The sequence below is a fragment of the Pseudobacteroides sp. genome, assembly GCF_036567765.1.
GTDB lineage: Bacteria > Bacillota > Clostridia > Acetivibrionales > DSM-2933 > Pseudobacteroides.
In genome coordinates this window covers 1-25,765 of the sequence record NZ_DATCTU010000129.1, presented here as the reverse complement: position 1 = coordinate 25,765, position 25,765 = coordinate 1, and the positions used below count along the sequence as shown (strand labels likewise).

General features: G+C 38.1%; 22 protein-coding genes and 1 other annotated feature. Of the genes, 11 read left to right on the top strand and 11 right to left on the bottom strand.

All coding sequences use genetic code 11. The features are described 5' to 3' along the window. Nucleotides 1–436: 436 nt before the first annotated feature. The 6 genes from gltB (at nucleotide 437) to VIO64_RS22370 (ending at nucleotide 11,078) form a co-directional block, all read left to right on the top strand. Nucleotides 437–5,041 (top strand): glutamate synthase large subunit, encoded by a 4,605-nt coding sequence (gltB, locus tag VIO64_RS22395; protein WP_331921972.1) that lies wholly within the window; start codon nucleotides 437–439, stop codon nucleotides 5,039–5,041. 152 nt (nucleotides 5,042–5,193) lie between these two features. Then, on the top strand, nucleotides 5,194–6,678 hold the full coding sequence (locus tag VIO64_RS22390; protein ID WP_331921971.1) for a glutamate synthase subunit beta: 1,485 nt from the start codon (nucleotides 5,194–5,196) through the stop codon (nucleotides 6,676–6,678). A 372-nt stretch (nucleotides 6,679–7,050) separates the two neighbouring features. Beyond that, nucleotides 7,051–8,289, top strand: a complete 1,239-nt coding sequence (locus VIO64_RS22385; RefSeq protein ID WP_331921970.1) for a glycosyltransferase family 4 protein — start codon at nucleotides 7,051–7,053, stop codon at nucleotides 8,287–8,289. Nucleotides 8,290–8,324: 35 nt separating this feature from the next. Next, nucleotides 8,325–9,377, top strand: coding sequence for a glycosyltransferase family 4 protein (locus VIO64_RS22380; protein ID WP_331921969.1), 1,053 nt, complete (start codon nucleotides 8,325–8,327; stop codon nucleotides 9,375–9,377). 37 nt (nucleotides 9,378–9,414) lie between these two features. After that, the gene (locus VIO64_RS22375) at nucleotides 9,415–10,434 is read left to right on the top strand and encodes a lysylphosphatidylglycerol synthase transmembrane domain-containing protein (protein ID WP_331921968.1); all 1,020 of its coding nucleotides are present in this window, start codon (nucleotides 9,415–9,417) and stop codon (nucleotides 10,432–10,434) included. Between the two features lie 80 nt (nucleotides 10,435–10,514). Then, nucleotides 10,515–11,078, top strand: a complete 564-nt coding sequence (locus VIO64_RS22370; RefSeq protein ID WP_331921967.1) for a biotin transporter BioY — start codon at nucleotides 10,515–10,517, stop codon at nucleotides 11,076–11,078. Here the strand turns inward: VIO64_RS22370 and VIO64_RS22365 are convergent. The 11 genes from VIO64_RS22365 to VIO64_RS22315 all read right to left on the bottom strand — a co-directional run bounded on the left by VIO64_RS22365 (nucleotide 11,064) and on the right by VIO64_RS22315 (nucleotide 20,495). Then, complete coding sequence (locus VIO64_RS22365; protein ID WP_331921966.1) at nucleotides 11,064–11,864, bottom strand: RNA methyltransferase; 801 nt, start codon at nucleotides 11,862–11,864, stop codon at nucleotides 11,064–11,066. The genes VIO64_RS22370 and VIO64_RS22365 overlap by 15 nt on opposite strands. Before the next feature lie 98 nt (nucleotides 11,865–11,962). Next, nucleotides 11,963–12,328, bottom strand: a complete 366-nt coding sequence (gene rplT / locus VIO64_RS22360; protein WP_331921965.1) for a 50S ribosomal protein L20 — start codon at nucleotides 12,326–12,328, stop codon at nucleotides 11,963–11,965. A gap of 15 nt (nucleotides 12,329–12,343) precedes the next feature. After that, nucleotides 12,344–12,541: a 50S ribosomal protein L35 gene (gene rpmI / locus VIO64_RS22355; protein WP_331921964.1), complete on the bottom strand. Its 198-nt coding sequence runs from the start codon at nucleotides 12,539–12,541 to the stop codon at nucleotides 12,344–12,346. A 27-nt stretch (nucleotides 12,542–12,568) separates the two neighbouring features. Then, on the bottom strand, nucleotides 12,569–13,066 hold the full coding sequence (infC, locus tag VIO64_RS22350) for a translation initiation factor IF-3 (protein WP_331921998.1): 498 nt from the start codon (nucleotides 13,064–13,066) through the stop codon (nucleotides 12,569–12,571). Nucleotides 13,067–13,129: 63 nt separating this feature from the next. After that, nucleotides 13,130–13,258, bottom strand: a sequence feature (ribosomal protein L20 leader region). A 56-nt stretch (nucleotides 13,259–13,314) separates the two neighbouring features. Next, complete coding sequence (locus VIO64_RS22345; RefSeq protein ID WP_331921963.1) at nucleotides 13,315–13,809, bottom strand: dihydrofolate reductase; 495 nt, start codon at nucleotides 13,807–13,809, stop codon at nucleotides 13,315–13,317. 81 nt (nucleotides 13,810–13,890) lie between these two features. Continuing rightward, nucleotides 13,891–14,718 carry a thymidylate synthase gene (gene thyA / locus VIO64_RS22340; protein WP_331921962.1) on the bottom strand — a complete coding sequence of 276 codons (828 nt, stop codon included), beginning with the start codon at nucleotides 14,716–14,718 and terminating at the stop codon, nucleotides 13,891–13,893. A 9-nt stretch (nucleotides 14,719–14,727) separates the two neighbouring features. Further along, nucleotides 14,728–16,032, bottom strand: coding sequence for an amidohydrolase (locus VIO64_RS22335; protein ID WP_331921961.1), 1,305 nt, complete (start codon nucleotides 16,030–16,032; stop codon nucleotides 14,728–14,730). Nucleotides 16,033–16,112: 80 nt separating this feature from the next. Beyond that, the gene (locus VIO64_RS22330; protein WP_331921960.1) at nucleotides 16,113–17,051 is read right to left on the bottom strand and encodes a carbohydrate kinase family protein; all 939 of its coding nucleotides are present in this window, start codon (nucleotides 17,049–17,051) and stop codon (nucleotides 16,113–16,115) included. 18 nt (nucleotides 17,052–17,069) lie between these two features. Continuing rightward, entirely contained in the window at nucleotides 17,070–17,879 is an 810-nt protein-coding gene (locus tag VIO64_RS22325; protein ID WP_331921959.1) for a methyltransferase domain-containing protein, read from the bottom strand. 151 nt (nucleotides 17,880–18,030) lie between these two features. Beyond that, nucleotides 18,031–18,858: a purine-nucleoside phosphorylase gene (locus tag VIO64_RS22320; RefSeq protein WP_331921958.1), complete on the bottom strand. Its 828-nt coding sequence runs from the start codon at nucleotides 18,856–18,858 to the stop codon at nucleotides 18,031–18,033. Nucleotides 18,859–19,148: 290 nt separating this feature from the next. Further along, the gene (locus VIO64_RS22315) at nucleotides 19,149–20,495 is read right to left on the bottom strand and encodes a DUF1015 domain-containing protein (RefSeq protein ID WP_331921957.1); all 1,347 of its coding nucleotides are present in this window, start codon (nucleotides 20,493–20,495) and stop codon (nucleotides 19,149–19,151) included. 151 nt (nucleotides 20,496–20,646) lie between these two features. On the opposite strand from VIO64_RS22315, the gene VIO64_RS22310 reads away from it, so the two are divergent. The 5 genes from VIO64_RS22310 (at nucleotide 20,647) to VIO64_RS22290 (ending at nucleotide 25,735) form a co-directional block, all read left to right on the top strand. Next, nucleotides 20,647–21,198, top strand: coding sequence for a PRC-barrel domain-containing protein (locus VIO64_RS22310; protein ID WP_331921956.1), 552 nt, complete (start codon nucleotides 20,647–20,649; stop codon nucleotides 21,196–21,198). A gap of 4 nt (nucleotides 21,199–21,202) precedes the next feature. Next, nucleotides 21,203–21,382: a YtxH domain-containing protein gene (locus VIO64_RS22305; protein WP_331921955.1), complete on the top strand. Its 180-nt coding sequence runs from the start codon at nucleotides 21,203–21,205 to the stop codon at nucleotides 21,380–21,382. Between the two features lie 122 nt (nucleotides 21,383–21,504). Next, nucleotides 21,505–22,557, top strand: coding sequence for an AI-2E family transporter (locus tag VIO64_RS22300; RefSeq protein ID WP_331921954.1), 1,053 nt, complete (start codon nucleotides 21,505–21,507; stop codon nucleotides 22,555–22,557). A gap of 161 nt (nucleotides 22,558–22,718) precedes the next feature. Next, complete coding sequence (alaS, locus tag VIO64_RS22295) at nucleotides 22,719–25,361, top strand: alanine--tRNA ligase (protein WP_331921953.1); 2,643 nt, start codon at nucleotides 22,719–22,721, stop codon at nucleotides 25,359–25,361. A gap of 29 nt (nucleotides 25,362–25,390) precedes the next feature. Further along, the gene (locus tag VIO64_RS22290) at nucleotides 25,391–25,735 is read left to right on the top strand and encodes a histidine triad nucleotide-binding protein (RefSeq protein WP_331921952.1); all 345 of its coding nucleotides are present in this window, start codon (nucleotides 25,391–25,393) and stop codon (nucleotides 25,733–25,735) included. Nucleotides 25,736–25,765 lie beyond the last annotated feature (30 nt).

Below are 25,765 nucleotides of genomic sequence, written 5' to 3'. Positions count from 1 at the left end.
GATAAAAATTAAATTGTCAATTATTCAAAATATTTACCCAATTATACCTAAAATAGTAGCTAAATCGCAATTATATGAGCAATTTAATAATACTATAATTATTTACCAAAGTAAATACAGCAGGTTATACTCTCTATTCAACTCTTATAAGTTTTTTTGCAAGAGCACATCAATCCACTTTCATAAATTACGTCCGTTTTTGTATCAAAACTATTGTACCCGCCAAATTTACGTGCTATAATGAATTAACCGATAGTTTTATTTGCAATACAGATATACAAAAGTTGCAAATTTGACAAAAAGACAGAATTAGCAACATTACCTTTAATATCATTATAATTAAGGCTATTTCATAACTCTTGTAATGTTATTATTTACTTTATATTTTATTAAAGTAAATTTTCAATATTAATAAATTTAGAAAGGTTGCTTTAGGATGATTAGAGAAAATGGTTTACCTCCAAAGCAGGGTTTATATGACCCTCTGTATGAAAAAGATGCTTGTGGTATTGGATTTGTAGTAAATGTTAAGGGCAAAAGATCCAACAAAATTGTTGGTCAGGCTCTGACTATACTCAATAACCTGACACATCGTGGTGGCTCAGGTTCCGAACCTAATACTGGCGACGGGGCTGGTATTTTGATACAGATACCTCATACCTTTTTAAAAAACGAACTCTTAAAAACAAACGTACACCTGCCTGATTATGGCAGTTATGGTGTCGGTATGGTTTTCCTGCCGCCTGATGCCAGTCAGCGTAATATGTGCGAGAAGAAAATGGAAGAAATAATTAAGGCTGAAGGGCAGACTCTGTTAGGATGGAGAACAGTTCCAACTGATGATTCTACCTTAGGAAGTTCTGCAAAAGCATGTATGCCTTTTATACGTCAGGTTTTTATAGGTAAAAGCTCCGATTTGAAGGATGACCTGGCCTTCGAAAGAAAGCTCTATGTGATAAGAAAACTTGCAGAAAAAAGTATAAGATACGCTGAAAAAGACAAAAACGAATTTTTCTATATGGCAAGCTTATCCTGCCGAACTATTGTTTATAAGGGTATGCTTACTGCACAGCAGGTTGGAGAGTTTTACAAAGATTTAAGCAACGACAGCGTGGATACTGCCATGGCTCTTGTTCACTCTCGTTACAGCACAAATACATTCCCTAGCTGGGAAAGAGCTCACCCAAACCGTTACATCATGCATAACGGAGAAATAAATACATTAAGAGGAAACGTCAACTGGATGCATGCTAGACAGTCGGTAGTAAAAACCGATAAATTCGGTGATGACATTTCTAAAATATTCCCTATAGTTAATGAGGACGGCAGTGACTCAGCAATCTTTGACAACTGTCTGGAGTTCCTTACGCTTTCAGGTCGCTCAATTCCCCATGCTGTAATGATGATGATACCTGAACCATGGTCAAAAAATGAAAGCATGGATGATAAGAAAAAAGCTTTTTATGAATACCATTCCTGCCTTATTGAGCCTTGGGACGGTCCTGCTGCCATCTCCTTTACTGACGGTAAAATGGTAGGTGCTGTACTGGATAGAAATGGCTTAAGACCTGCAAGATATTATATAACTAAAGATGATATGGTAATTTTATCTTCCGAAGTTGGCGTTCTGGAAATTCCCCCGGAAAATGTACTTGCTAAGGAGCGTCTCCATCCTGGAAGGATGCTCCTTATTGATATGGAAGCCGGCAAAATAATAAACGATGCTGAATTGAAAGAAAAAATAGTTAATGAAAAACCATACAGAGAGTGGCTTGACAAAAACCTGATAACACTGGAAAATCTGCCAGAACCTAAGTCAGTTATAGAACCTGATCACAAAACAGTGTTACTACGTCAGAAAGCCTTCGGCTACAGCTACGAAGACCTTCGCTCAGTTCTGCTGCCTATGGCAAAGGATGGTGTTGAGCCTATAGGAGCAATGGGTATTGATACTCCATTGGCTGTATTGTCAGACAAACCGCAGCTTCTATATAATTACTTCAAGCAGTTGTTTGCACAGGTTACAAACCCACCCATTGACGCTCTTCGTGAAGAAATTGTTACAGGTACTGAAACATATATGGGGTCTGAGGGCAATCTGGTAGATCCTACTCCTGAGAGTTGCCATCAGTTAAAGCTCAATACCCCTGTCATTGACAATCACGAGCTGGAAAAGCTGCGTAATATCAGCGAACCCGGGTTTAAAGCAGTTACTCTTCCTATATTGTTTAAGGCTTCCGAGGGTGGCCAGGGCCTTAAGAAGGCTATGGATGTTTTGTTTGGTGAGGCCGACAAAGCCTTTAATGATGGGGCAAATATCCTTATACTCTCAGACAGAGGAGTAAATCAAGACTTAGCACCTATACCTGCACTTTTGGCTGTATCTGGACTCCATCATCACCTTATTCGTCAATGCACAAGAACACAGCTAAGCATAGTTCTTGAGTCAGGTGAGCCTAGAGAAGTCCATCACTTTGCTTTATTATTGGGTTATGGTGCATCAGCAATAAATCCTTACCTTGCATTTGAAACAATTGATGATATGATTGGACAGGGTATGTTAACAGATACAGATCATAAGACAGCCGTTAAAAAGTATATTAAGTCCTCAACAAAGGGCGTTGTCAAAGTACTGTCAAAAATGGGCATATCAACCATCCAGAGCTATCAGGGGGCTCAAATTTTTGAATCAATCGGTATTAAGAAGAAAGTTATAGATGATTATTTTACATGGACTCCTTCAAGAATTGAAGGCATAGGCCTTGACGAAATAGCAACAGAATCAACTCTCCGTCATACAACAGCTTTCTCTGAACGTGCAATCGACGAGGATGTATTAGATAACGAAGGCCAATATCAATGGCGTAAAAATGGCGAGTATCACATGTATAATCCTGAAACAATTTATATACTGCAGAAAGCTTGCCGAAGCGGGGATTATTCATCATTTAAAGAATATTCAAAGCTAATAAACAATCAGAGCCAAAAACTCTGTACTCTAAGGGGATTGATGGAATTTAAGCCTTCAAACAGTCCTATTCCTATAGATGAGGTTGAATCAGTGGAATCTATTTGCAGACGCTTCAAGACCGGTGCCATGTCTTATGGTTCCATAAGCCAAGAAGCCCACGAGGCAATGGCTATTGCCATGAACAGAATAGGCGGCAAGAGCAATACCGGTGAAGGCGGAGAAGATGTTTCAAGGTTTAAGCCTATGGCAAACGGAGACTCCAAATGCAGTGCCATAAAACAAGTTGCATCAGGAAGGTTTGGTGTAACAAGTGAATATCTGGTAAATGCAAAAGAAATTCAAATAAAGATGGCACAAGGTGCAAAACCTGGAGAAGGCGGTCAGCTTCCAGGTCGTAAGGTTTACCCATGGGTTGCCCATACAAGGCACTCAACCCCTGGTGTTGGTCTTATTTCACCTCCGCCCCACCATGATATATATTCTATTGAAGATTTGGCTGAGCTTATTCATGATTTAAAAAATGCCAACGAAGATGCTCGCATAAATGTAAAGCTGGTTTCAGAAGTAGGTGTAGGAACAATTGCAGCAGGTGTTGCAAAGGGCCGTGCTGATGTTATATTAATAAGCGGCTATGATGGCGGTACAGGAGCTTCCCCAAGAACCAGCATAAGACACGCAGGTCTTCCATGGGAGCTTGGACTTGCTGAAGCCAATCAGACATTGCTTCTTAACAACTTAAGAAGCAGGGTAACAGTCGAAACAGACGGTAAACTCATGACAGGCCGTGATGTTGTTATAGCTGCCCTTTTAGGTGCTGAAGAATTTGGATTTGCAACTGCTCCGCTGGTTGTTTTGGGCTGCGTTATGATGAGGGTTTGCAACCTGGATACATGTCCTGTTGGTGTTGCAACCCAAAATCCTGAGCTTAGGAAGAAATTTGCGGGAGATCCACAGCATCTGGTAAACTTCATGACTTTCATAGCACAGGAAATGCGTGAAATAATGGCTCAATTGGGCTTTAGAACAATAAATGAAATGATTGGAAGAACAGACAAACTTGAATTATCAAATGCAGTAGATCACTGGAAGGCAAAGGGCATTGATTATTCCGCAATACTTTATCAACCTGAGGTTCCTGCAGAATACGGACGCTATTGCCAGGTGTCACAGGATCATGAAATTGATAAATCCCTTGATAAACAGGCTCTCTTAGAACTTTGCAAACCTGCTCTTGAAAAGGGTGAAAAGGTTAATGCCACTGTCCCCATCAAAAATATCAATCGTGTTGTTGGAACAATTGTTGGAAGTAAGGTTACAAAAAAATACGGTGGAAACGGTCTTCCTGAAGATACAATAACCCTTAATTTCAAGGGTTCTGCCGGTCAAAGCTTTGGGGCTTTTGTTCCTAAGGGAATGACCATGATACTCGAAGGCGATTCCAACGACTATGTTGGTAAAGGTCTATCCGGAGGCAAACTGATTATTCATCCTCCAAAGGAATCAACTTTTATACCGGAAGAAAATATTATTATCGGTAATGTAGCATTCTACGGTGCTACAAGTGGAGAAGCCTATATAAGAGGCGTAGCAGGCGAGCGTTTCTGTGTTCGCAACAGCGGAGTCCACGCTGTTATAGAAGGCGTAGGAGATCACGGATGCGAATATATGACCGGAGGAAGAGTTGTTGTTCTTGGGCAAACAGGACGTAACTTTGCAGCCGGAATGTCGGGTGGAGTAGCTTATGTATTGGATGTTGACGGTGATTTTGCCTCTACGAGATGCAACCAAGAAATGGTTGAGCTTCAACCTGTTACCGATACCGAAGACATCATTGAGCTTAAAACAATGATACAAAAGCATGTAGAATACACCGGAAGCCAGCATGCCAAGAACATAATGGATGGCTGGAGCAGCTCGCAATCAAAGTTTGTTAAGGTTATTCCAAAGGACTATAAACGTATGATATCCGCAATTAAAAAGGCACAGGAAAGTGGCCTAACAGGCCAAGATGCTCTTATGTCAGCCTTTGAAGCTAATTTCCGTGACACTGCAAGAGTCGGCGGTAATTAAAATCGCAAGAAATCTTGCATATGGCTGAGCAAATAACGAAAGCTTCAACGTTATTTGCGAAAGACAAATGCATATATTTGTAGATTTTAATAATTAAAATCGCAAGATATCTTGACGGTATAATTTTAAGTTGATTATATGGAGGAATTATTATGGGTAAACCTACTGGATTTATGGAATATAAAAGAGAACTACCGCCCGATCGTAGTCCTCTTGAAAGAATAAATGACTGGAATGAGTTTCATCTGCATCTTTCTGAAGAAGCTCAACGCGTTCAGGGTGCAAGATGCATGGATTGCGGAATACCATTTTGTCATACCGGATTACTTTTAAACGGCATGGCTTCTGGATGTCCCACAAACAATCTTATTCCCGAATGGAATGATTTAGTATATAGAGGTCGCTGGAAGGAAGCTGTGGCAAGATTACTGAAAACAAACAACTTCCCTGAGTTCACAGGACGTGTGTGTCCTGCACCATGTGAAGGATCTTGTACTGTTGGTATAAACGACCCGCAGGTTACTATAAAGAATAATGAATGTTCAATTATTGATCGTGCTTTCAAGGAGGGATGGATAGCACCCACTCCTCCTAAAAAACGCACAGGCAAAAAGGTTGCTGTTGTAGGTTCGGGCCCTTCCGGGCTTGCATGTGCAGACCAGCTTAATAAGGCGGGGCATCTTGTTACTGTATTTGAGCGTGCAGACAGAATCGGCGGTCTTTTGATGTATGGTATTCCCAATATGAAGCTTGATAAAAGCGTGGTTCAACGTCGTGTAGATTTAATGGCAGCTGAGGGTATAAATTTTATAACCAATACTGAGGTTGGTGTAAATTACCCAAAAGATAAATTGCTTAAAGAGTTTGATGCAGTTGTTTTGTGCGGCGGCTCAACAAAACCGCGTGACCTCCCTGTTGAAGGGCGTGAATATAAAGGAATCTACTTTGCAATGGAATTTCTGCATGCTAACACCAAAAGCCTTCTTGATTCAAAATTGGAAGATGGTAATTACATCTCTGCCAAGGACAAGAATGTTGTCATAATCGGGGGTGGTGACACAGGTACAGACTGTGTGGGTACTTCAATACGTCATGGCTGCAAGAGTGTGGTTCAATTTGAAATAATGCCTGAACCGCCTAATGAAAGGCAGCCCAATAACCCATGGCCCGAATGGCCCAAGGTATTAAAGGTTGATTATGGACAGGAAGAAGCCATTGCACTTTATGGAAGAGACCCTCGTGAGTACTATATCACAACCAAGAAATTTGTATCTGACGATAATGGCAATGTAAAAGAGGTTCATACCGTAAAGGTAGAATGGAAGAAGGATGACAGCGGCCGCTTTATTCCTGTAGAAATTCCAGGTACCGAAAAGATCTGGCCTGCTGACCTGGTACTCCTTGCAATGGGATTTTTAGGTCCTGAGGACACAGTTTTAAGCTCAATGGGAATTGAGAAGGATCAGCGTTCAAATGCCAAGGCTGAGTACGGTAAGTTCGAAACGAACATCAAAGGAGTATTTACAGCGGGTGATATGAGAAGAGGTCAAAGTCTTGTTGTTTGGGCTATAAATGAAGGCAGAGGTGCCGCTAGAGAATGCGACAAATTCCTTATGGGCTCCACAATGCTCCCATAATTCAAATAAGATATAAGCTGTAACTTGCACAAAATTATATAAAGCCTCACATTTAAGACTTGATTAAACAGTTTTAATTGTGAGGCTTTTATACATGTATTTTATATAACCACTCTATTTCCTTGATTTATTAAATATTTATAAACAAAATATGAAAAAAGTGGCTGTTTCAGCATAAATGGCATAGGTTCAAGCTGCCAATAGCCTCATAATCGCTCAAAACAATATTGTACTAATTTTTCTACTGTTGTATAATATCTAACTAGATAGTATATATTTTTACTGGAAGGTTTAAAATACAAATGATACTACGGGAGTTAATGTGAGGTACATTCTGAAAGATCAGATTTTTACTGGAAAGAGGTAAATTTAATGAACATTGGAATATTCACCGATACATATCACCCGGATGTAAGCGGCGTTGTTACATCAATAGATATGTTGTCAGACGAACTTAAAAAAAGAGGCCATAACGTATATATATTCACAATTTCGAACCCCAATATTACAAAAAAACGCCCTGGTGTATTCAGATTACCAAGCATGGCTTTTATTTTCTATAAATCCAGAAGGGTTGGCTTATTTTATTCCAATAGAGCTGCTAAGGGAGTAAAACGCTTAAAGCTTGATATTATTCATACCCAATCAGAGTTTTCCCTTGGTATTTTCGGTACGATTATGTCTAAGCAGCTTGGAATTCCGTTAATTCATACCTATCATACCCTTTGGAAGGATTATGTACATTACATTTCCAAAAATAAATTTAAAAAAACCACTGATGATATTGTAAAAATACTGAGCAGAAACTTCTGTAACGCTTGTAATACTGTAATTGCCCCCTCTAAGAAGACATATGATATTTTATATGAATATGGGGTAAAAAGCCCTATAAAAATAATACCTACAGGAATTAATCTGGATAGATTCAGTGAAGATAAATATTCCAAAGATGATCTAGCCGCTTTAAAGAAAAGTCTGGGTATGAAAAAAGATGATCCAGTAATGTTGTTTATAGGAAGAGTAGATAAGGAAAAGAGCATAGATATTGCTTTAAGGCAGATGCCTGAAATTTTAAAAAAGCTTCCTGACGTAAAGTTTCTGATTGTAGGAGATGGTCAGGCTTCAGAAGATCTTAAGGCTTTGACAGCCGAGCTTAGTATAGAAAAATCCGTCATCTTTACCGGAGTACAGCCATGGGAAAAAATAGGCATGTTTTACAGGCTTGGAGATGTATTTATAAGCTGCTCCGTTACGGAGACCCAGGGACTTACATTAATAGAGGCAATGGCATCAGATGTACCGATCATAGCTAGATATGATAGAAATATAGACGGTATTATACAGAATAATAAAAACGGTAGAATATTTAAATATGAAAATGAGCTTTCCGATATCATTATGGAAGTGCTGAACGATAAAAAGCTGGCGAGAAGCTATGCCAAGAATGCAAAAAGGACGGTTGAAAGCTTCTCATCCGGAGAGTTCGGTAAAAATGTGGAAACATTATATAATGAAGTTTTAGAAAGCCATAAAAAAGTCAGAAAAAGAGGTTATAATTTCCGCAAGAAATTTAAAAGCCTCAGCATTAAAACACGTAGAAGCGGTGCTTAAAAAAGCATAATATTGCAAAAGGAGATTATCTTATAATGTATTTAATAAACATGCTCTCTTCTGCTGATAAAGTCAAAGGACAGGGAGTCGGTTCTGCTTATACGGAACAGGTTGAGCTGGTACGTAAAGGACTTCAGGACCGTTATAATGTTGTTACCAATAAATTAAAGTTAGCTGATATAATGCATTACCATACATTTGACTTACAGTTTTATTTCCTTTCTTCAATTGCAAAATTTAAAGGAGTTAACGTAGGTTATGTTCATCTCCTTCCTGAAACCGTTGATGGAAGCCTGGAGTTTCCTGCACCGATCAAAAAAATTTTTTATAGGTATATAATTTCATTTTACAAAAAAATGGATTATCTAGTGACAGTTAATCCTTATTTTATAAAGCTTTTAAAAAACTATGGTATTGATGAAAGCAAAATAACTTATATACCTAACTTTGTTTCCATCAAGAATTTTTATTCCCTTAACCCGGATAAAAAACTGGAAACAAGGAAAAAATATGGTATTGGCGAGAATGAATTTGTGGTTTTAGGTGTTGGACAGGTACAGACAAGAAAAGGTGTAATGGATTTTATTGAAACAGCAAAAAAGCTAAATAATATAAAATTTATCTGGGCAGGCGGTTTTTCCTTTGGCAGGATAACCGCAGGTTATAAAGAGTTAAAAAAGATAGTTGATAATCCCCCACCTAATGTGCAGTTTCCAGGTATTTTGGAAAGAGAGCAAATGAATGAGCTATACAACATAGCCAATATTCTCTTTCTTCCATCTTACAGCGAATTGTTTCCTATGACAATACTTGAGGCCTTTAACTGTAAATTACCTATTTTATTGAGGGATCTTGATATTTACCCTGATGTTTTCTTTGATTACTATCAAAAAGGAACTGAAGTAAATGAATTTGTTGATATATTACATAATATGAGCAATAACGTTGACGTCAGAACTCATTGGGAAAATCAATCATGGAAAGGACATCAGTTTTATTCGGAAGAAAACATACTATCAATGTGGGCAAACTTTTACGACAGTGTGAACAGAAAAGAGAAGGAACTAAACCGAAAAGCTGCCCTATAGCACTTTAATCATCAAATCAATTTGCAGAGGTATATTAGTGAAAAAAAACATTTTCAATCTCATAATAATTATAGTATCACTGGCAGTTCCGTTTGTTCTGGTTTTTTCTACACAGAGCATAGGCAATTTGCTACATCAAATCTCAAGACTTGATACACGCTGGATAATACTTGCTTTTTTATTTATGTTTTTATACTGGTTTTTTGAGGCCTTATCTCTTCATATAATTTCAGTCTTCCATGGTTTCAAGGAAAAAGTCAGTAACTCTTTTTCCTACACAATGGTAGGTCAGTTTTTTAACTCGATAACCCCTTTTCAATCAGGCGGACAGCCGGCTCAGGTTGTTTATATGATGAAGAACGACATAGACTCTGCCAATGCCAGCTCTATAGTAATGCTTAAATTTGTGGCTTTCCAATCAGTACTTACAATATATTCCCTGGTTGTAATTATTTTTACATTTAATGATTTTAACGCCAGAATCCCTTATTTATTGCCTTTTACTGTATTAGGACTGGCAGTTCATGCTTCAATGATTGGAATATCCATGTTGTTCTCTTATAACAGAACACTTACAGAGAAGATACTCAAATTTGTATTTAAAGTATTAAAAAAGATACGAATCATAAAAGGTGACGAAGTTGAAGCTGAAAAAAAGCTTGAGGATTCGCTTTCCAAGTTTCATGATAATGCTTTTCTTTTAAAGAAAAATCCAAAGCTCCTTATCGAGCTGTTTATACTAACCATGATACAGCTATCATTCTTTTTTGCAATCCCCTATCTCATATATAGAGGCTTTGGAACTGACTCATCCAGCTTCTTTGAACTTTTTGCAGCAGCAGTGTTTATTGCTACAGTTATATCAATAATACCCCTTCCCGGTGCTGCAGGTGGGGCCGAGATAAGCTCTTATACATTCTTTCATTTTTTCTTTGAAGGCAATGCAGTCTTCACAGCAATGCTTCTATGGAGAATCATCACATTTTACTCCTGTATAGGTTTCGGGGGTCTTTTCACCGTGATATGTCCGAATAAATCAAAAAAAGAAGCCTCTTAGCCATTGACAATAAGATTATTTGACTCTATAATAATTGTTAACCGCACAAAATATTTTAGTTAACAGTTGGAGGTTTTAAATTGAGTAAAGTTCATAAGATGGTTCTAGTTTCAATGTTTGCTGTTTTGACATGTATAGGTGCATTTATTAAAATTCAGTTGCCTTTGGTGCCTTTTTCATTCCAGATTTTCTTTGTTATTCTTTCTGGACTGCTCCTTGGTTCAAAGCTTGGAATGCTTTCACAGCTAATTTACATAGCCATAGGCCTTGCAGGATTCCCGGTATTTACTGGGGGCGGGGGCTTGAGTTATTTAACAAAGCCTACATTCGGCTATATTATAGGATTTGTTGCAGCTGCTTACATAACCGGCAAAATCAAAGAAATTTTCGATTCAAAAGGAATTACCTTTACTAAGCTCTTTGCATCATCATTTGCAGGCATATTGAGCTGTTATATCTTCGGTGTCGCATACCTGATTTTTTACACAAAGTTCATTATCAGCGGAAATCCAAATCTGACAAGATTATTGCTAGATGGCTTTCTTGTGTTTTTGCCCTGGGATATTATAAAAATTGCAGTTGCAGCCTGGGTATCCAATGAGGTTGTAAAGCGAATCGGTGAATTTAAATTAAGAGGTGCCTGATTTTCTAACAATTTCATACATTAGTATGCCTGCTGCAACAGAAGCATTAAGAGATTCAGCCTTTCCAGGCATTGGGATTTTAACAAGGCAATCAGCTGCTTTTGCCGCCTCATCACTTATTCCATTTGCTTCATTACCAATAATTATAGCTGCATTTTGGCATTCATCCATGCCATAATAATTGATTGTTCCATCTAAGTGTGCCGCATAGACTTTAATTCCTTTGGCTTTAATCAGATTTATGGTACTTATAAAGTTGGGTGATTGGTGTATGGGCAAATGGAATATTGAACCCATAGTTGACCGGAGCACTTTACGGTTATACACATCGACACAGCCCTTGGACAAAATGACTCCTGTCATTCCGGCAGCATCTGCTGTTCTTATTATGGTTCCCATGTTCCCAGGGTCCTGAAGCGACTCTAGCATAACTATTTTATCACTGCCCTTTATTACATCCCATAGTGCAGCATCCTTCTTCCTGATAATGGCTAATATACCTTGAGGAGACTGGGTATCGGATATCTCTTTAAAAACCTTGTCAGATGCAACAAAGTAAGATAGTCCCATGCTATGAATTTCATCCATTATATTTAATGATGATTTATTTTCTAAAAACGTACTGGAAACCACAATCTTGTCTATCAATGCATTCTCTTTTATCGCCTCTTCAACAAACCTTAAACCTTCTGCAATAAAGAGACCTTTATCTTCCCTGTTCTTACGTATTTCCAGTGACTTTATTTCTTTGATTAATGAATTTTGATTGCTTGTTATAATATCCATTAGGGCCCTCAGTTTTTGATTTATATATTAAGGTATGAAATATTACTCTTCTATAATTTCCCTGAACATTAATAAAAGGCTCTTGCGAGCCTATTATTTTAAAGTTTTACACTAACTGCCTTTTTAACTTTTTCTGCTAACTGTGCAAATGCTTCTGCATCGTTTACAGCCATATCTGCAAGAACTTTTCTATTTAAAGAAATTCCTGACTTTTTAATTCCATCCATAAACCTGCTGTAGCTTAATCCATTTACCCTAGCTGCTGCGTTTATTCTTGAAATCCACAACTTTCTAAAGTCTCTTTTCTTTGCCCTTCTATCCCTGTATGCATAAACCAGGGATTTCATAACAGCCTGATTTGCTAACCTAAAGAGCTTGCTTTTTGCTCCAAAATATCCTTTTGCCAGTTTGAGAATCTTTTTATGTCTTGCACGGGTTCTAACCGCACCTTTTACTCTTGACATTGATTAAACCTCCTTCTACTTATACGGAATCAACATTTTAACAGTAGCTGCATTTGCAGGTGATGCAATAGCTGATTTCCTCAAGTTTCTCTTTCTCTTAGTAGTTTTTTTGTTTAAAATATGGCGCTTAAAAGCTTTAGCTCTCTTAACCTTACCGGTTGCAGTCAAACTAAATCTCTTTTTAGAAGAGCTGTGAGTCTTAATCTTAGGCATTTTAATTTTTCCTCCTTAAATCCTATATTACTGCTGCTTTGGGTTTAGTATCATAATCATACTTTTACCTTCAAGCTTAGGCTTTCTTTCAACAGTAGCAACTTCTTCAACCGCTTCAGCAAACTTACCGAGTACTTCTTCGCCTAATGAGGTGTAATTCATTTCTCTGCCTCGGAATTTAACACTGACTTTAACTTTGTCTCCATCTTTCAAGAACTTATAAGCATTCTTCACCTTGAAGTTAAAATCGTGTTCTTCAATTGATGCTGAAACCCGGACTTCCTTAATGCTAATAACCTTTTGATTTTTCCTAGCTTCCTTTTCCTTTTTTGCAAGCTCAAACATATATTTGCCGTAATCCATTATCTTGCAAACAGGCGGAGCAGCTTGAGGAGCAATCTTAACCAAGTCAAGGTTCTTCGAGCTGGCCATTTTCTGAGCTTCTTTTGAAGAAATAATTCCCAGCATAGTACCATCACTATCAATCAGTCTTATTTCCTTATCCCTGATTTCCTCATTTATCATCAATTCTTCTTTGCTAATAACCAAACACCTCCAAAATAGATTCCAAGAACAAATTATACTCGGCAAAACAAATAAAAGCAGATCATAGAGGATCCGCTTTTTTAGCTAAGTTAGACTTACCGATTAACTTTCACTATTAACCTTACAAATAAAATCCGTAAGGTGAGAAGCGGATAACTTCTTCTTTATTTTCCTAGACAATGATACCAAATTCTCCAATGATATGTCAAGTACTTTCTTCGTTTTTATTATATTTTTTTATTTATGTATTTTACAAACCTAAAGTTTATATCATTATGTGTCTTAACTTCACTTTCGTCAACCACTTCCCATGCCTCATTCAAATCAAGATTAACAAAAAACTTATCCGCATCAAATTTACTTTCAACTTTTGTTATATAAGCTTCGGAGCAAAACGGCAGCAACTGCTTGTATACAGATTCTCCGCCTATGACAAACACATCGTTTAGATTGTATTGACTTAAATTATTATTCAAATCAAAAATTGAGCTGCACTTTATGGCACCATTTGGATTAAAGTCCTCGTTCCTGGTGAGCACAATATTTGTCCTTTCCTTTAAGGGCTGTCCTCCAGGCAAAGACTCAAAAGTCTCCCTCCCCATGACCACTATCTTTCCAATGGTAGTTGCCTTAAAGAACCTCATGTCCTCAGGAATTCTGACAAGCAGGTTACCATTACATCCTATACCCCAGTTTGAATCCACGTTTGCAATAGCCTTCATAAGATCACCTTTTTAAATATGATATAATTGTTTTATGTTAACCTAATATAAATTTACTGTAAATAGTTTATCTCAGTAAATTTATATTGCAACAGGTATCTTTATCTGTGAACCGCTTTGGTAGCCTTCTAGTATAAAATCATCTACCGAAAACTCGTAAAAATTATCCTTGTTACCATTTATTACAAGCTTTGGTGCATCATACACCGGCCTTTTTAAAAGCTCATTTATAAGAGGAATATGCCTGTCGTATATGTGAGCATCCGCTATAACATGAACAAGCTCACCCACCTCAAGATTGCTTACCTTGGCAAACATATGTACAAGCACTGCGTACTGGCATATATTCCAGTTGTTTGCAACCAGAATATCCTGGGACCTCTGGTTTAAAACAGCATTAAGCTTTCCCCCTGTAACGTTAAATGTCATACTGTAAGCACAGGGATATAGATGCATCTCATTTAAATCCTGATGGTTGTACATATTGACTATAATCCTTCTGCTGTAAGGATTGTGCTTTAGATCATACAAAACCCTATCTACCTGGTCAAACTCGCCCTCTTTATACTTGTGTTTTATAGAAAGCTGGTATCCATAAGCTTTTCCGATTGAACCGGCTTCGTCAGCCCAACTGTCCCATATCCTGCTGTTTAAGTCCTTTATATTGTTGGACTTTTTCTGCCATATCCATAGCACTTCATCAATAGCAGCTTTAAGATTGGTTGGTCTTAAAGTCATAATTGGAAATTCTTCTCCCAGATCATACCTGTTAACCACGCCAAACTTTTTTATTGTATGGGCGGTAGTACCGTCACTCCACTTTGCCCTCACAACCTCGCCTTCTGAGGAAGTTCCGTTTTCCAATATGTCCCTGCACATTTTAATAAAAATAAAATCCGCTTTACTCAAATTATCACCTCATTTTATAACCCGTTTTGCTATCTCTCTGACCCTTCCCATAACAAGTTCTTCATCAATTGTAGAAAGAACCCTGTTCTCCATTACTATACGCCCATTTATTATAGTTGTCTCCACATCCGACCCCTGAACTGAATACACTAAGGCCGAGACCGGATCATTTACCGGACATAAATGAGGCTTATTCATATCAATTATAATAAGGTCTGCCTTCATTCCCTTTTTCACAGCACCTGTTATCCCATTAAGTCCGTTTGCCTCTGCCCCATTGGAAGTCGCCATGGTTATAGCCTCTCTTGCACTGACAACACCCGGATCGTTGTAATATCCCTTATGCAGTAGTGCAGCGATATGCATCTCTTCAAACATGTTAAGATTGTTATTGCTGGCAGCCCCATCAGTTCCTATAGAAACGTTTATACCTCTTTCAATTAGACCTGGTATAGGTGCAATCCCGCTTCCAAGCTTCAAATTGCTTGTAGGATTATGTGCTACACTGACATTTTTTGCTTTTAATATATCCATATCGTTGTCATTTAAGTATACGCAATGTGCCGCTATTACAGGAGCATCCAATATGCCTGTCTGAAGGCACAGATCCAAGGGTGTAATACCATATTTTTCAATGGATTCCGCCAGTTCTCTTTTTGTTTCCTGTATATGAATCTGAATGCCTATCCCAAGCTTCTTAGCTATGTAAGCTGACTTTTCAAGCCATTCCCTGCTAAAAAGATAGGTTGAATGAACTTCCAGGCTAACCGTAATCCTCCTGTCAGCGTTGTTATTCCAGTTTTTGTAAAATTCACAAACCTTATCAGTCTCATCAATTATCTTGTTATCTCCTGAGTTAAGCTTTATGGGGCTTATGGACAGGTTTGCCCTTATTCCAGATGACTCAACGGCTTTTGCAACTTCATCCATATCAAGATACATATCGGAAAACATCGTAGTTCCTGTCTTGATCATCTCTGCTATTCCAAGCATGGTTCCCCAATATATGTCCTCCCCCTTTAATCGGGCCTCCACAGGAAAAATATTGTCAAAAAGCCATGTATGCAGGGGCAGGTCATTTGCAAAGTTTCTCATTATTGTCATGCCGCAGTGGGTATGTGTGTTAATTAGCCCAGGCATCACCAGCCTGTTCTTCCCATCAATGATCTTTCGTGCCTTCAATTCAGGCATGCTGTCATTGACAGAGCTTACAAAATCGATAATGCCGTCTTTTATACCTACAAAGCCTTCTTCTATATGAGGATTATCCATATCACCTGTTATAATACCAATATTCTTCAATAAAATGTCCATAGTCATTTCCCTCATAATAAAGTTCCTATATTTTTACATACATTTAGAAGTCATTTAATTTTCTGCATTACTATTATATTTTATACAGCCTCATAATTTTCTTTGTATCTTAATTTATAATCATCAATTGTATAACAGTGCTCTGTGGCACCTTTGTGCTCAACCGCATAAACCGCTGATACACAAGCGTATCTTCCCATGGTTTCAAGGGAAACACCCTCCAGATATCCTTTTATAAGGCCTGCCCTGAAGGCATCACCTGCTCCTGTAGGGTCAACAACCCTTACCGGTCTGGCCGCTTTTACCTGTACCTTCTGGTTACGGCCGCAAATAATAGAACCCTTTTCACCTAGGGTAATAACCAAAATATCAACATTATTTAAAATTTCATCCTCTGAAAGACCTGTCTTTCCTTTCATGAGGTCATATTCATACTCATTGAATATCGCAATTCTTGCCCCAATAATACCATCTCTTAGTTCCTTTGACGAAAGCCTGGGCATTTGCATCCCCGGGTCATATAAGTAGGGAACTCCAAGCTCCTGACATTCCATTGTCCATTTAGTCATGGCAGAAGGTTCTGTAGGTGCAATCACAACAAGGGATATCCCTGTTAAATCCATATCCTTTAATGACAACTGAGAATCCAAAGCCATAGCTCCCGGATAAAACCCTGTTATCTGATTGTTGGACATATCCGTTGTAATATAACATGTAGCGGTATAGTCCTCATCAACTATTTTTATACAACCGGTATCAACACCGTTTTTTATGAGCCAATCCCTGTACTCGTAAAAATCCCTTCCTGCTGTACCTAAAATCACCGGTTTCTCCCCTACAAGAGAAAGGCTGTATGCTATATTAGGAGCAGTACCTCCCCTAACTCTTTTCAAACTGTTTACAAGAAAGCTTACATTTAATGCATGAATTTTATCCGGAAGTATCTGCTCTCCGAACAGCCCGGGAAAATCCATAATATTATCATACGCAATTGAACCACAAACCAACACTTTACCCATCTTAAAACCCCCATATTATTATTTCTCAGCAGTTAAAATAAAAATACCAGCACCCGGTATAGATCTATCTGTCTTTTTAGGTCGACCTGCAAGCTTTTCAAGCTTTACCTTTTTAAAACCTGAAGCTTTAAACCAGTTTTTTAAATCAGTTTCACTAAAGCCCTGCCATATATCATGCATTTTTTCAACTAAATCTCTATCGGAGTGCTCGTTATAATCTGCTAAAAATACTTTTCCCCCAGGCTTTAAGATCCTGTTCATCTCTTTTATTGCCAGTTCTGGGTCAGCTATGTGATGAAGATACATACTTGCACATACCACGTCTCCTGAAGCCTCGGGTATAGGAACTTCAAGACCATCGCTTTCAACCGTTTGAATATTTTTAATTCCTTCACCGGCTGCTTTTCTTTTAAGCTCCTTCAGCATTTCAGCAGAAATATCCACTGCAATTACTTGCCGTGCAATTTTGGATACTTCCCTGGATATGTAGCCATCACCAGCCCCAAGATCCACTACAAGCATGTTACTATTTATTATATCCAAATCAATCAGTTTATTCTTAATGGACTCATCATAATAATCCTGCCTTAGCTCTTCCCACTTTGAGGCAACATCATTAAAAAAATCCTTTACTTCGCCCTCACTAGCAGAGTACTGCTGTGAATCTCCCACAGACAACCAGTTAATAAGTGCCTGTCTGCTAAACCTCCACTCTCTGCCTATTTTCCTTGCAGGAACCTTTTCCTCTTTCAGAAGCTTTATAAATGTCTTAACGCTTACACTAAAAAGCTCTGCCGCTTCTTCCATAGTAAGAATTTCCTTATCCACAATAACACCTCAAATTTTACCTGAAAATTCAACTAACTTTATACACTAAACATTATATACCAGCAAGATAATATTATCAAACATTGTTTCTTTTAAATACAGTAATTTTATATTTAACTTATAGCTAATTTCATCTAAAGGCATGCCAGGTCTATATATCCCAATTTTGAACAAACTTAAGAACCACTGATACAAAATTGTTCTCAACGTCCTTTGCTGTTTTCATGACTTCTTCATGGTTTAGAGGCTGGTTCAATATGCCAGCTGCCATATTGGTTATACATGATATACCCATAACCTTCATGCCACTGTGAACCGCAGTAACCACCTCAGGGACTGTGGACATTCCCACTGCGTCAGCTCCCATTACCCTTAATGCCAATATTTCTGCGGGAGTTTCGTACATAGGCCCCTTTGCATAAGCATAGATGCCCTTCTTAATTTCAATCCCAAGCTCGGTCCCAACCTTTTGGAAAAGTGCCACAGCACCTTTGTCATAGGCATTTGTCATATCCGGAAACCTAGGACCCAATTCCTGAATATTTCTTCCCCTTAGAGCCGAAGGAGCAAATAAACCTATATGGTCTGTAATTGCCATTATGTCTCCGGCTTTAAAACCGCTGTTTATTCCACCCGCTGCGTTTGTTACTATTATATTGTTTATACCCATTTGTTTTAATACCCTTATTGGAAAAACCACCTGCGAAACATCATAGCCCTCGTAGTAGTGGAACCTTCCCTTTAAGGCTAATACCCTCTTTCCCCCGAGGGTGCCTGATACCAATTTACCCGCATGTCCTTCCACTGTTGTAAGAGGAAAATTAGGTATGTCACTGTACTCTATCTCTTTTCCGTCTTCTATTCGTTCTACCAAAGGACCTAATCCAGAGCCTAGAATAATAGCAATCTCCGGTTTAATACTGAGCTTGGAACTTATAAACTCTGCTGTTTCTTTAATTTTAACCATCATATTATCCATGGTACCGCCTCCAATAAGTTATATTTTCCTTGCGAAGTTATATAATTGTTGCATAGAGTATAAAATACACTATAATTTCCAGAACATTAAAATAAAACGCCACCTACCATTCTTCCACAGTGACGCTTAACTATACTTTTAATATATATTAAAAGTATAGTTAATCTTACATTTGGCTGAGCAAATACCGAACGGTTCAACGGGATTTGCGACAGACAAATGTAAGAGATTTATCACTTTTAATATAATAATAAAACAAAGATTATATTCTATAGATAAAATAATTTTCCTTATACTATTTTCCTGCACTCAAGATAAAAACGCTTTTCCTCAGCTTCTCCCATGGAGAATGTCTTCTTTGGCAAAACGCCATCCAATATAACAGTCTTATATAAATCATTTTTATCCATTACAGGAAGGTAGAAACCTATATTCCCGCTTTTGCTGCCAAGGGAATCAACTACATCTTCTCCGTGTATATAGTCAATCTCCACCTTTTTATCTGCTAAGATAAGCTCATCAAGGAAAATCTGCAGTGTACCCACTTCCAGATTGCACTTTGGGCACCGAACCTCTATAATGCCAAAACCAGCACTTGTTATAACGGGCAGACAATGGACACTATTGCCGTTCATTTTGCCAAGTTGTGCTTTCATCTCATCCTTTGTACTACACTTTACCAGTTCTACTTTCGAAGAGTCTCCGTAAAAGCTTTGCATCTTACTAACAAACTCTTCTAACTCGATATTAAATACCACTCTGTGGATGGGTTCGAACTTTATGCCTTCATCATGAACATTTACAAGCTCCACTAATGCAAACCTTGCGGGGTGCAATTCCCTTTCTACCTCCGAACAGTCAGATTTAATATTCTCCCAGTGTGCTTTCGCTGAAGCAAGTGAATGATTTCCGTCTCCAACCGCAAACAGCAATACTCCTTTTTCATCCCCCACCTGATACCTTGCTTTAAATCCTTCAGGATCAGCAAGCTTTTCGATAGCACTTAATATACCTTCTGTAATTTTACCGTCATCTATTCTATAACCTTTTATGTGTCCTCCGCCAAGCATCAGCTCAAAATCGTAGAGACATGTCATTTTATCTTTCATATCAAACAATGGCTCTATGACAGTTTTATTAGGATCATCTATAAGCACCATAATATGAGGAAGCTCAAGACTTGCATTTTGCCTTATCTTGATCCTAGGCGGAAGCCTGTTGACATCTGTACGCTCCGTAGCCCTGATAAGGGATTGTGATCCTTCGTTGTAATTATATTTTTCCAAGTCCATAAGAACCATTAAGCCCTTTCTTGACTCGGCATGGGAGGTTTTTCTGTCTACCAGGATAAAACCTTCCTGCTCTTCAAGGATGCCATTTTTTGTATATTCAATCATATTTTTATTTATTGCGTCAATTCTGATTGATTCTTCAGGCTTACCCAGATAAACCTCCGGGAGAGTCAGCTTTAATGTGGATGGTCTGCTCCCAACGATTTCTTCTGCTTTTTGCCAGTATTCCGGTTGCGAAGAATACTGATCACAAGCGACTACCGCCCATTTACACATATCGTTTTCTTTAACCGGCATCAATACTTTAGGAACCCTTATTCCCAATTTATCAAACAAACTATACATTTAACCCTACCCCTTAATCTTCTTTACATAAATTTATATTAATTTATTTATATAATATTATATAAAAATGCAATTCTAGTCAAATACTTTATAATGAATTTTTTTATGTGAACATTGAAATACTAAGAATAGTAATCAATAGGAGGGCACTTTGGAAAGATATAGCGAGGTAATGGGATTACCTGTAATATGTGTTGATAACGGAAAGAAAATTGGCACAGTACGCGATTTGGTTTTTTATCCCAAATTAAAAAAAGTTAGAGCGATCTTACTCGAACGAACCGGATGCCATATCAGCAAAAAAGCCATATTATTGGACGAAGTGTTAAGTTTGGGCAAAGATGCTGTAATTGTCAGCGATTGCTCATGTGCCAAAAAGATTAGTGAAATTGAAAAAAATGAAAATATGGGTAAAAAGGGCACTCTAATAGGGCTGCGTATATATTCCAAGTCAGGTGAAGATTTCGGAACAGTTAAAGATATTTTATTTGATTTTAAGACAGGGACTATCGAAGGTCTTGAGCTCTCTGATTGCCTTGTTTACGATATAATTCAAGGCAGAAATATAATCCCGTTATTTGGCAAAGTAGAATTCAGTGAAGAAAACATACTAGTGGATAGGGAAGCCATCGATGAAATGCAGAATACAGGCGGCGGCCTCATAAAGAAGCTACTTCCCAATGAAAACAATGAAAAGAGGTGAATATATGAGAGGCGGTTTTACCAGAGGATTAGTAATAGGTGGCTTAATCGGTGCATCTATCGGAATGATTAAAAATTCAGATATGATGAAGCCTAGAAGCAGAAGGCGTATGATGAGAGCCGGAAGAAACATGATCAGAAGAACAGGCAACGCACTTGGCGATGTAATAGATTTACTTAGATAACTTACTATGTAACTTTATTAAAAAGATAACGAACTGTATAAACACGATCTACAGTTCGTTATCTTTATACACCATAATATAATGAGATCATTTCAATAAATCCCTATTCCAGAAGGTGGTATATGATGAATTTAAAAAGAAAGCTACTAATTTACATAGTTATTATATTGATTTTAGTTTTAACATTCATGTTTATAATAAAGTACAAAGAAAAGATTATAGATATTGTCGTGCCTTTTTTTATTGCAATTGTAATAGCCTACTCCTTAAAGCCTCTTGTATTAAAGCTGGAGACAAAAAACATCCCTCGTTCCCTCAGTATAATAATGATCTATTTTGTTCTTACTTCGGTAATCATAGCTACGACAATATTTATTATTCCCGAGCTTATCGGCAACACAAAAGAGCTTATGGATAAACTGCCTGAGCTGACCACTAAATATCAGAAGCTTTTTAACAGCTACATATCCAATATTCAGTCCAGCAAATGGTCTCCGGAGATAAAGGGTGCAATACTCAAGGAGATTCAAAACGGTTCGAACAACGTGCAGGATTTTATCATGAGAACACTTTCAAAAGGCTTAAACACCACAATGAAAGCAGTTACCATTTTCCTTGATCTCACCCTGTCTCTTATTATTGCATACTACTTTATAAAGGATTCCAGGTCCTTCAGGGACGGATTCCTGTCCCTTGTACCAAGGAAATGGCGCAACGGACTTGTTAACACAGGAAGAGAGGTAAATGAAATTTTATCCAACTTTATACAGGGTCAGCTCTTTACCGCACTCATTGTAGGAATTTTGGAAGCAATAGGACTATTTCTTATAAATTCCAAGTATCCATTCATATTAGGCTTGATTGGAGGGATTGCAAACATTATACCTTATTTCGGGCCATTTTTAGGCTGCCTTCCGGCAGTTGCATTAGCCCTTATTGAATCACCCATTAAAGCACTGTGGACAATAGTAATTTTTGCATTGGTACAACAGATTGACAACGCATTTATATCTCCAAAAATAATTGAAGGAAAACTGGGCCTCCATCCTCTTACTACCATCCTTGCCGTACTTATTGGAGGTGAGTTTTTCGGTATAATCGGAATGCTTATTTCTGTTCCCATTTTCGCAATCATAAAAGTCATATTAAAAAGATCGGTTGAAGCAATAGTATAATTTCTCGTCAGGCTTGACACTAAAGGCCATCTTTTATATATTTATTAATGTACATTTTTTTATTTTCCAGGCTTTATTTTATAATGTTCATTATTTAAATTTGAAATGCTCTTAGTTGCAAAAGCAAATTAATATAAGAATACTTGAGAGGAAGAATAACAATGCAAAAACTAGGTTTAAATGAGCTGCGAGAAAGATATTTGAGTTTTTTTGAAAGCAAGGGACATTTACGCCTTCCAAGCTTTCCCCTTGTCCCTCAAAATGATGCCAGCCTCTTACTTATAAATTCGGGTATGGCCCCTTTAAAACCATACTTCACCGGAAAAGAAGAGCCACCTAGAAAAAAAGTCACCACCTGCCAGAAGTGCATAAGAACACCCGATATTGAAAACGTAGGAAAGACCGCAAGGCATGGTACATTCTTTGAAATGCTGGGCAACTTTTCTTTTGGAGATTATTTTAAAAATGAGGCTATTCCATGGGCATGGGAGTTCATTACCAAAGACCTTCAAATCCCTGAAGAAAGGCTTTGGATATCCATTTATGAGGATGATGATGAAGCCTTTGAAATTTGGAACAAATCTGTGGGAATACCTGCCGAAAAAATAGTACGTATGGGTAAGAAGGACAACTTCTGGGAAATCGGTACAGGTCCATGCGGTCCTTGCTCTGAGATATATTTCGACAGGGGTGAAGACAAAGGCTGCGGCAGTCCTGACTGTAAAGTAGGCTGCGACTGCGACAGATATATTGAGTTTTGGAACCTTGTTTTTACACAGTTTAACAGGGATGACGAAGGCAACTATACAAGACTTGCAAACCCTAACATCGATACAGGAATGGGCCTTGAGAGGCTTGCCTGCATTATGCAGGATGTAAATAATCTTTTTGAGGTTGATACAGTAAGGAATGTTCTTAGCAATGTTTGCAGCATTGCAGGCGTTGAGTACGGAAACAACAGTAAGACAGACGTATCAATCAGAGTAATTACCGACCATATTAGAAGCACAACCATGATGGTTTCAGATGGTGTCATTCCATCTAATGAAGGAAGGGGCTATGTTTTAAGGAGGCTTCTAAGAAGGGCTGCAAGGCACGGAAAGCTTCTTGGCATCGAGGGACAATTCCTTTACAACCTGGCAATGGTAGTTATAAACGAATCAAAGGAAGCCTATCCTGAGCTTTTGGAAAAGGCTGATTATATTCAAAAGGTTATCAAAATTGAGGAAGAAAAGTTCCAGCACACCATCGATCAGGGTCTTGCGATTCTAAACGGTTATATCAGCGAGTTGAAATCAAGCGGCGGAAAAGTGCTCTCAGGTGATAAAGCATTTAAGCTTCATGATACCTATGGTTTTCCTTTTGATCTTACACGTGAGATTGTTGAAGAAAATGGTTTTTCAGTAGATGAAGATGAATTCAAAGCTGAAATGCAAAAGCAAAAAGATACGGCTAGAATTGCACATGGCAATAAAGACGGTGCCGGATGGGATGAAAGTATCTACTCACAACTAGATAAAGCAATTAAGACTGAGTTCATAGGATATGACAATTTTGAGTGTGAATCCACCATTTTGTTTATTATAAAGGATGGTCAACTGGTTGACAATGTCCAAGAATGTGATGATGCTGTTATAATCCTTGATAAGACTGCATTCTACGGTGAAAGCGGCGGTCAGGCAGGCGATATCGGCTATCTGCAAGCAAAAAATGCACTTTTCAAGGTAAACGACTGCAAAAAAACAGCTGACGGCAAATTCCTGCATATCGGAAAGGTAGAAAAGGGACTTATTGAAAAAGGTTCTACCATAGCTGCTAAGGTTGATGTTTCAAGCAGGATGTCAACAGCAAGAAACCATACTGTTACCCATCTGCTGCAAAAGGCACTCAGAAACGTGCTTGGAAGTCATATTAACCAGGCAGGTTCACTGGTAGAACCCACCAGGCTCAGATTCGATTTTTCACATTTTACTCCTGTAACTGAAGATGAGCTTAAGCAAATAGAAAATGAAGTAAATCAAAAAATACTTGAGAATTTATCTGTATCAGCTAGGGAAATGAGCCTCGATGAAGCGAAGAAATCAGGTGCTACAGCTTTGTTCGGTGAGAAATACGGAAATACTGTAAGGGTGGTAAAAATAGGTGATTACAGTATGGAATTGTGTGGGGGAACTCACCTCTCAACGACATCACAGGCATCCCTTATAAAGATAGTAAGTGAAAGCGGTGTAGCGGCAGGTGTGAGAAGAATTGAAGCCCTTACAGGCTTAGGTGCTATCCAGTACTACAGCGAGAAGGAAAGACTGCTTGGTGATGTAGCAGCGGCTTTAAAAGCATCCCCGCAGGATTGCCTTAAAAAGGTTGAAATTCTCACCAATGAAATAAAAGCAGGTCAAAAAGAGATTGAGCAGCTGCGAAGCAAGCTGGTAGCAGGTTCGATTGATGATATATTGTCAAAGGCTGCAATTGTTAAAGGAGTCAAAGTCATTACAGCCAAGTATGAAGGACTTGATATGGACGGCCTTAGAAACACTTCAGATATGCTTAAAAATAAAATTGGTTCAGGTGTTGTAGTTATTGCTTCTAATTTTGAGGATAAGGTAAATTTCGTTGTAACAGCGACAAAAGATACCTTAGAAAAAGGAATCCACTGCGGCAACATTATCAAGGAAACTGCAAAGATTGCAGGAGGAGGCGGCGGTGGACGCCCTGATATGGCTCAAGCCGGAGGCAAGGATGTAACTAAAATAAAAGATGCACTGGATCACAGTATAAAGGTGATTGAGTCTCAGATAAAATCTTGATCATACCTTAGCATATAGGAGGACTTAACATGAGCGATTGTATATTTTGCAAAATTATAAACAAAGAAATTCCATCAACAGCAGTTTATGAGAATGACAAGGTCTATGCCTTTAAGGATATAAACCCTGCAGCACCTGTACATGTTTTGATTGTGCCTAAACAACATATATCAAGCATGAATGAAATAGATGAAAGCACCTCCTCATATCTGATAGACATCCATATGGCAGCTAAGAAAATAGCAGCTGATTTGGGTATAAAAGATACCGGTTACAGGTTGATCAATAACTGCGGTTCTGATGGAGGTCAGACAGTTTTCCACTTACACTATCATTTAATTGGTGGAAAAAATTTAGGGCCAAACTTATTGTAATTTTCACTATTATTATATATAATGTTATTT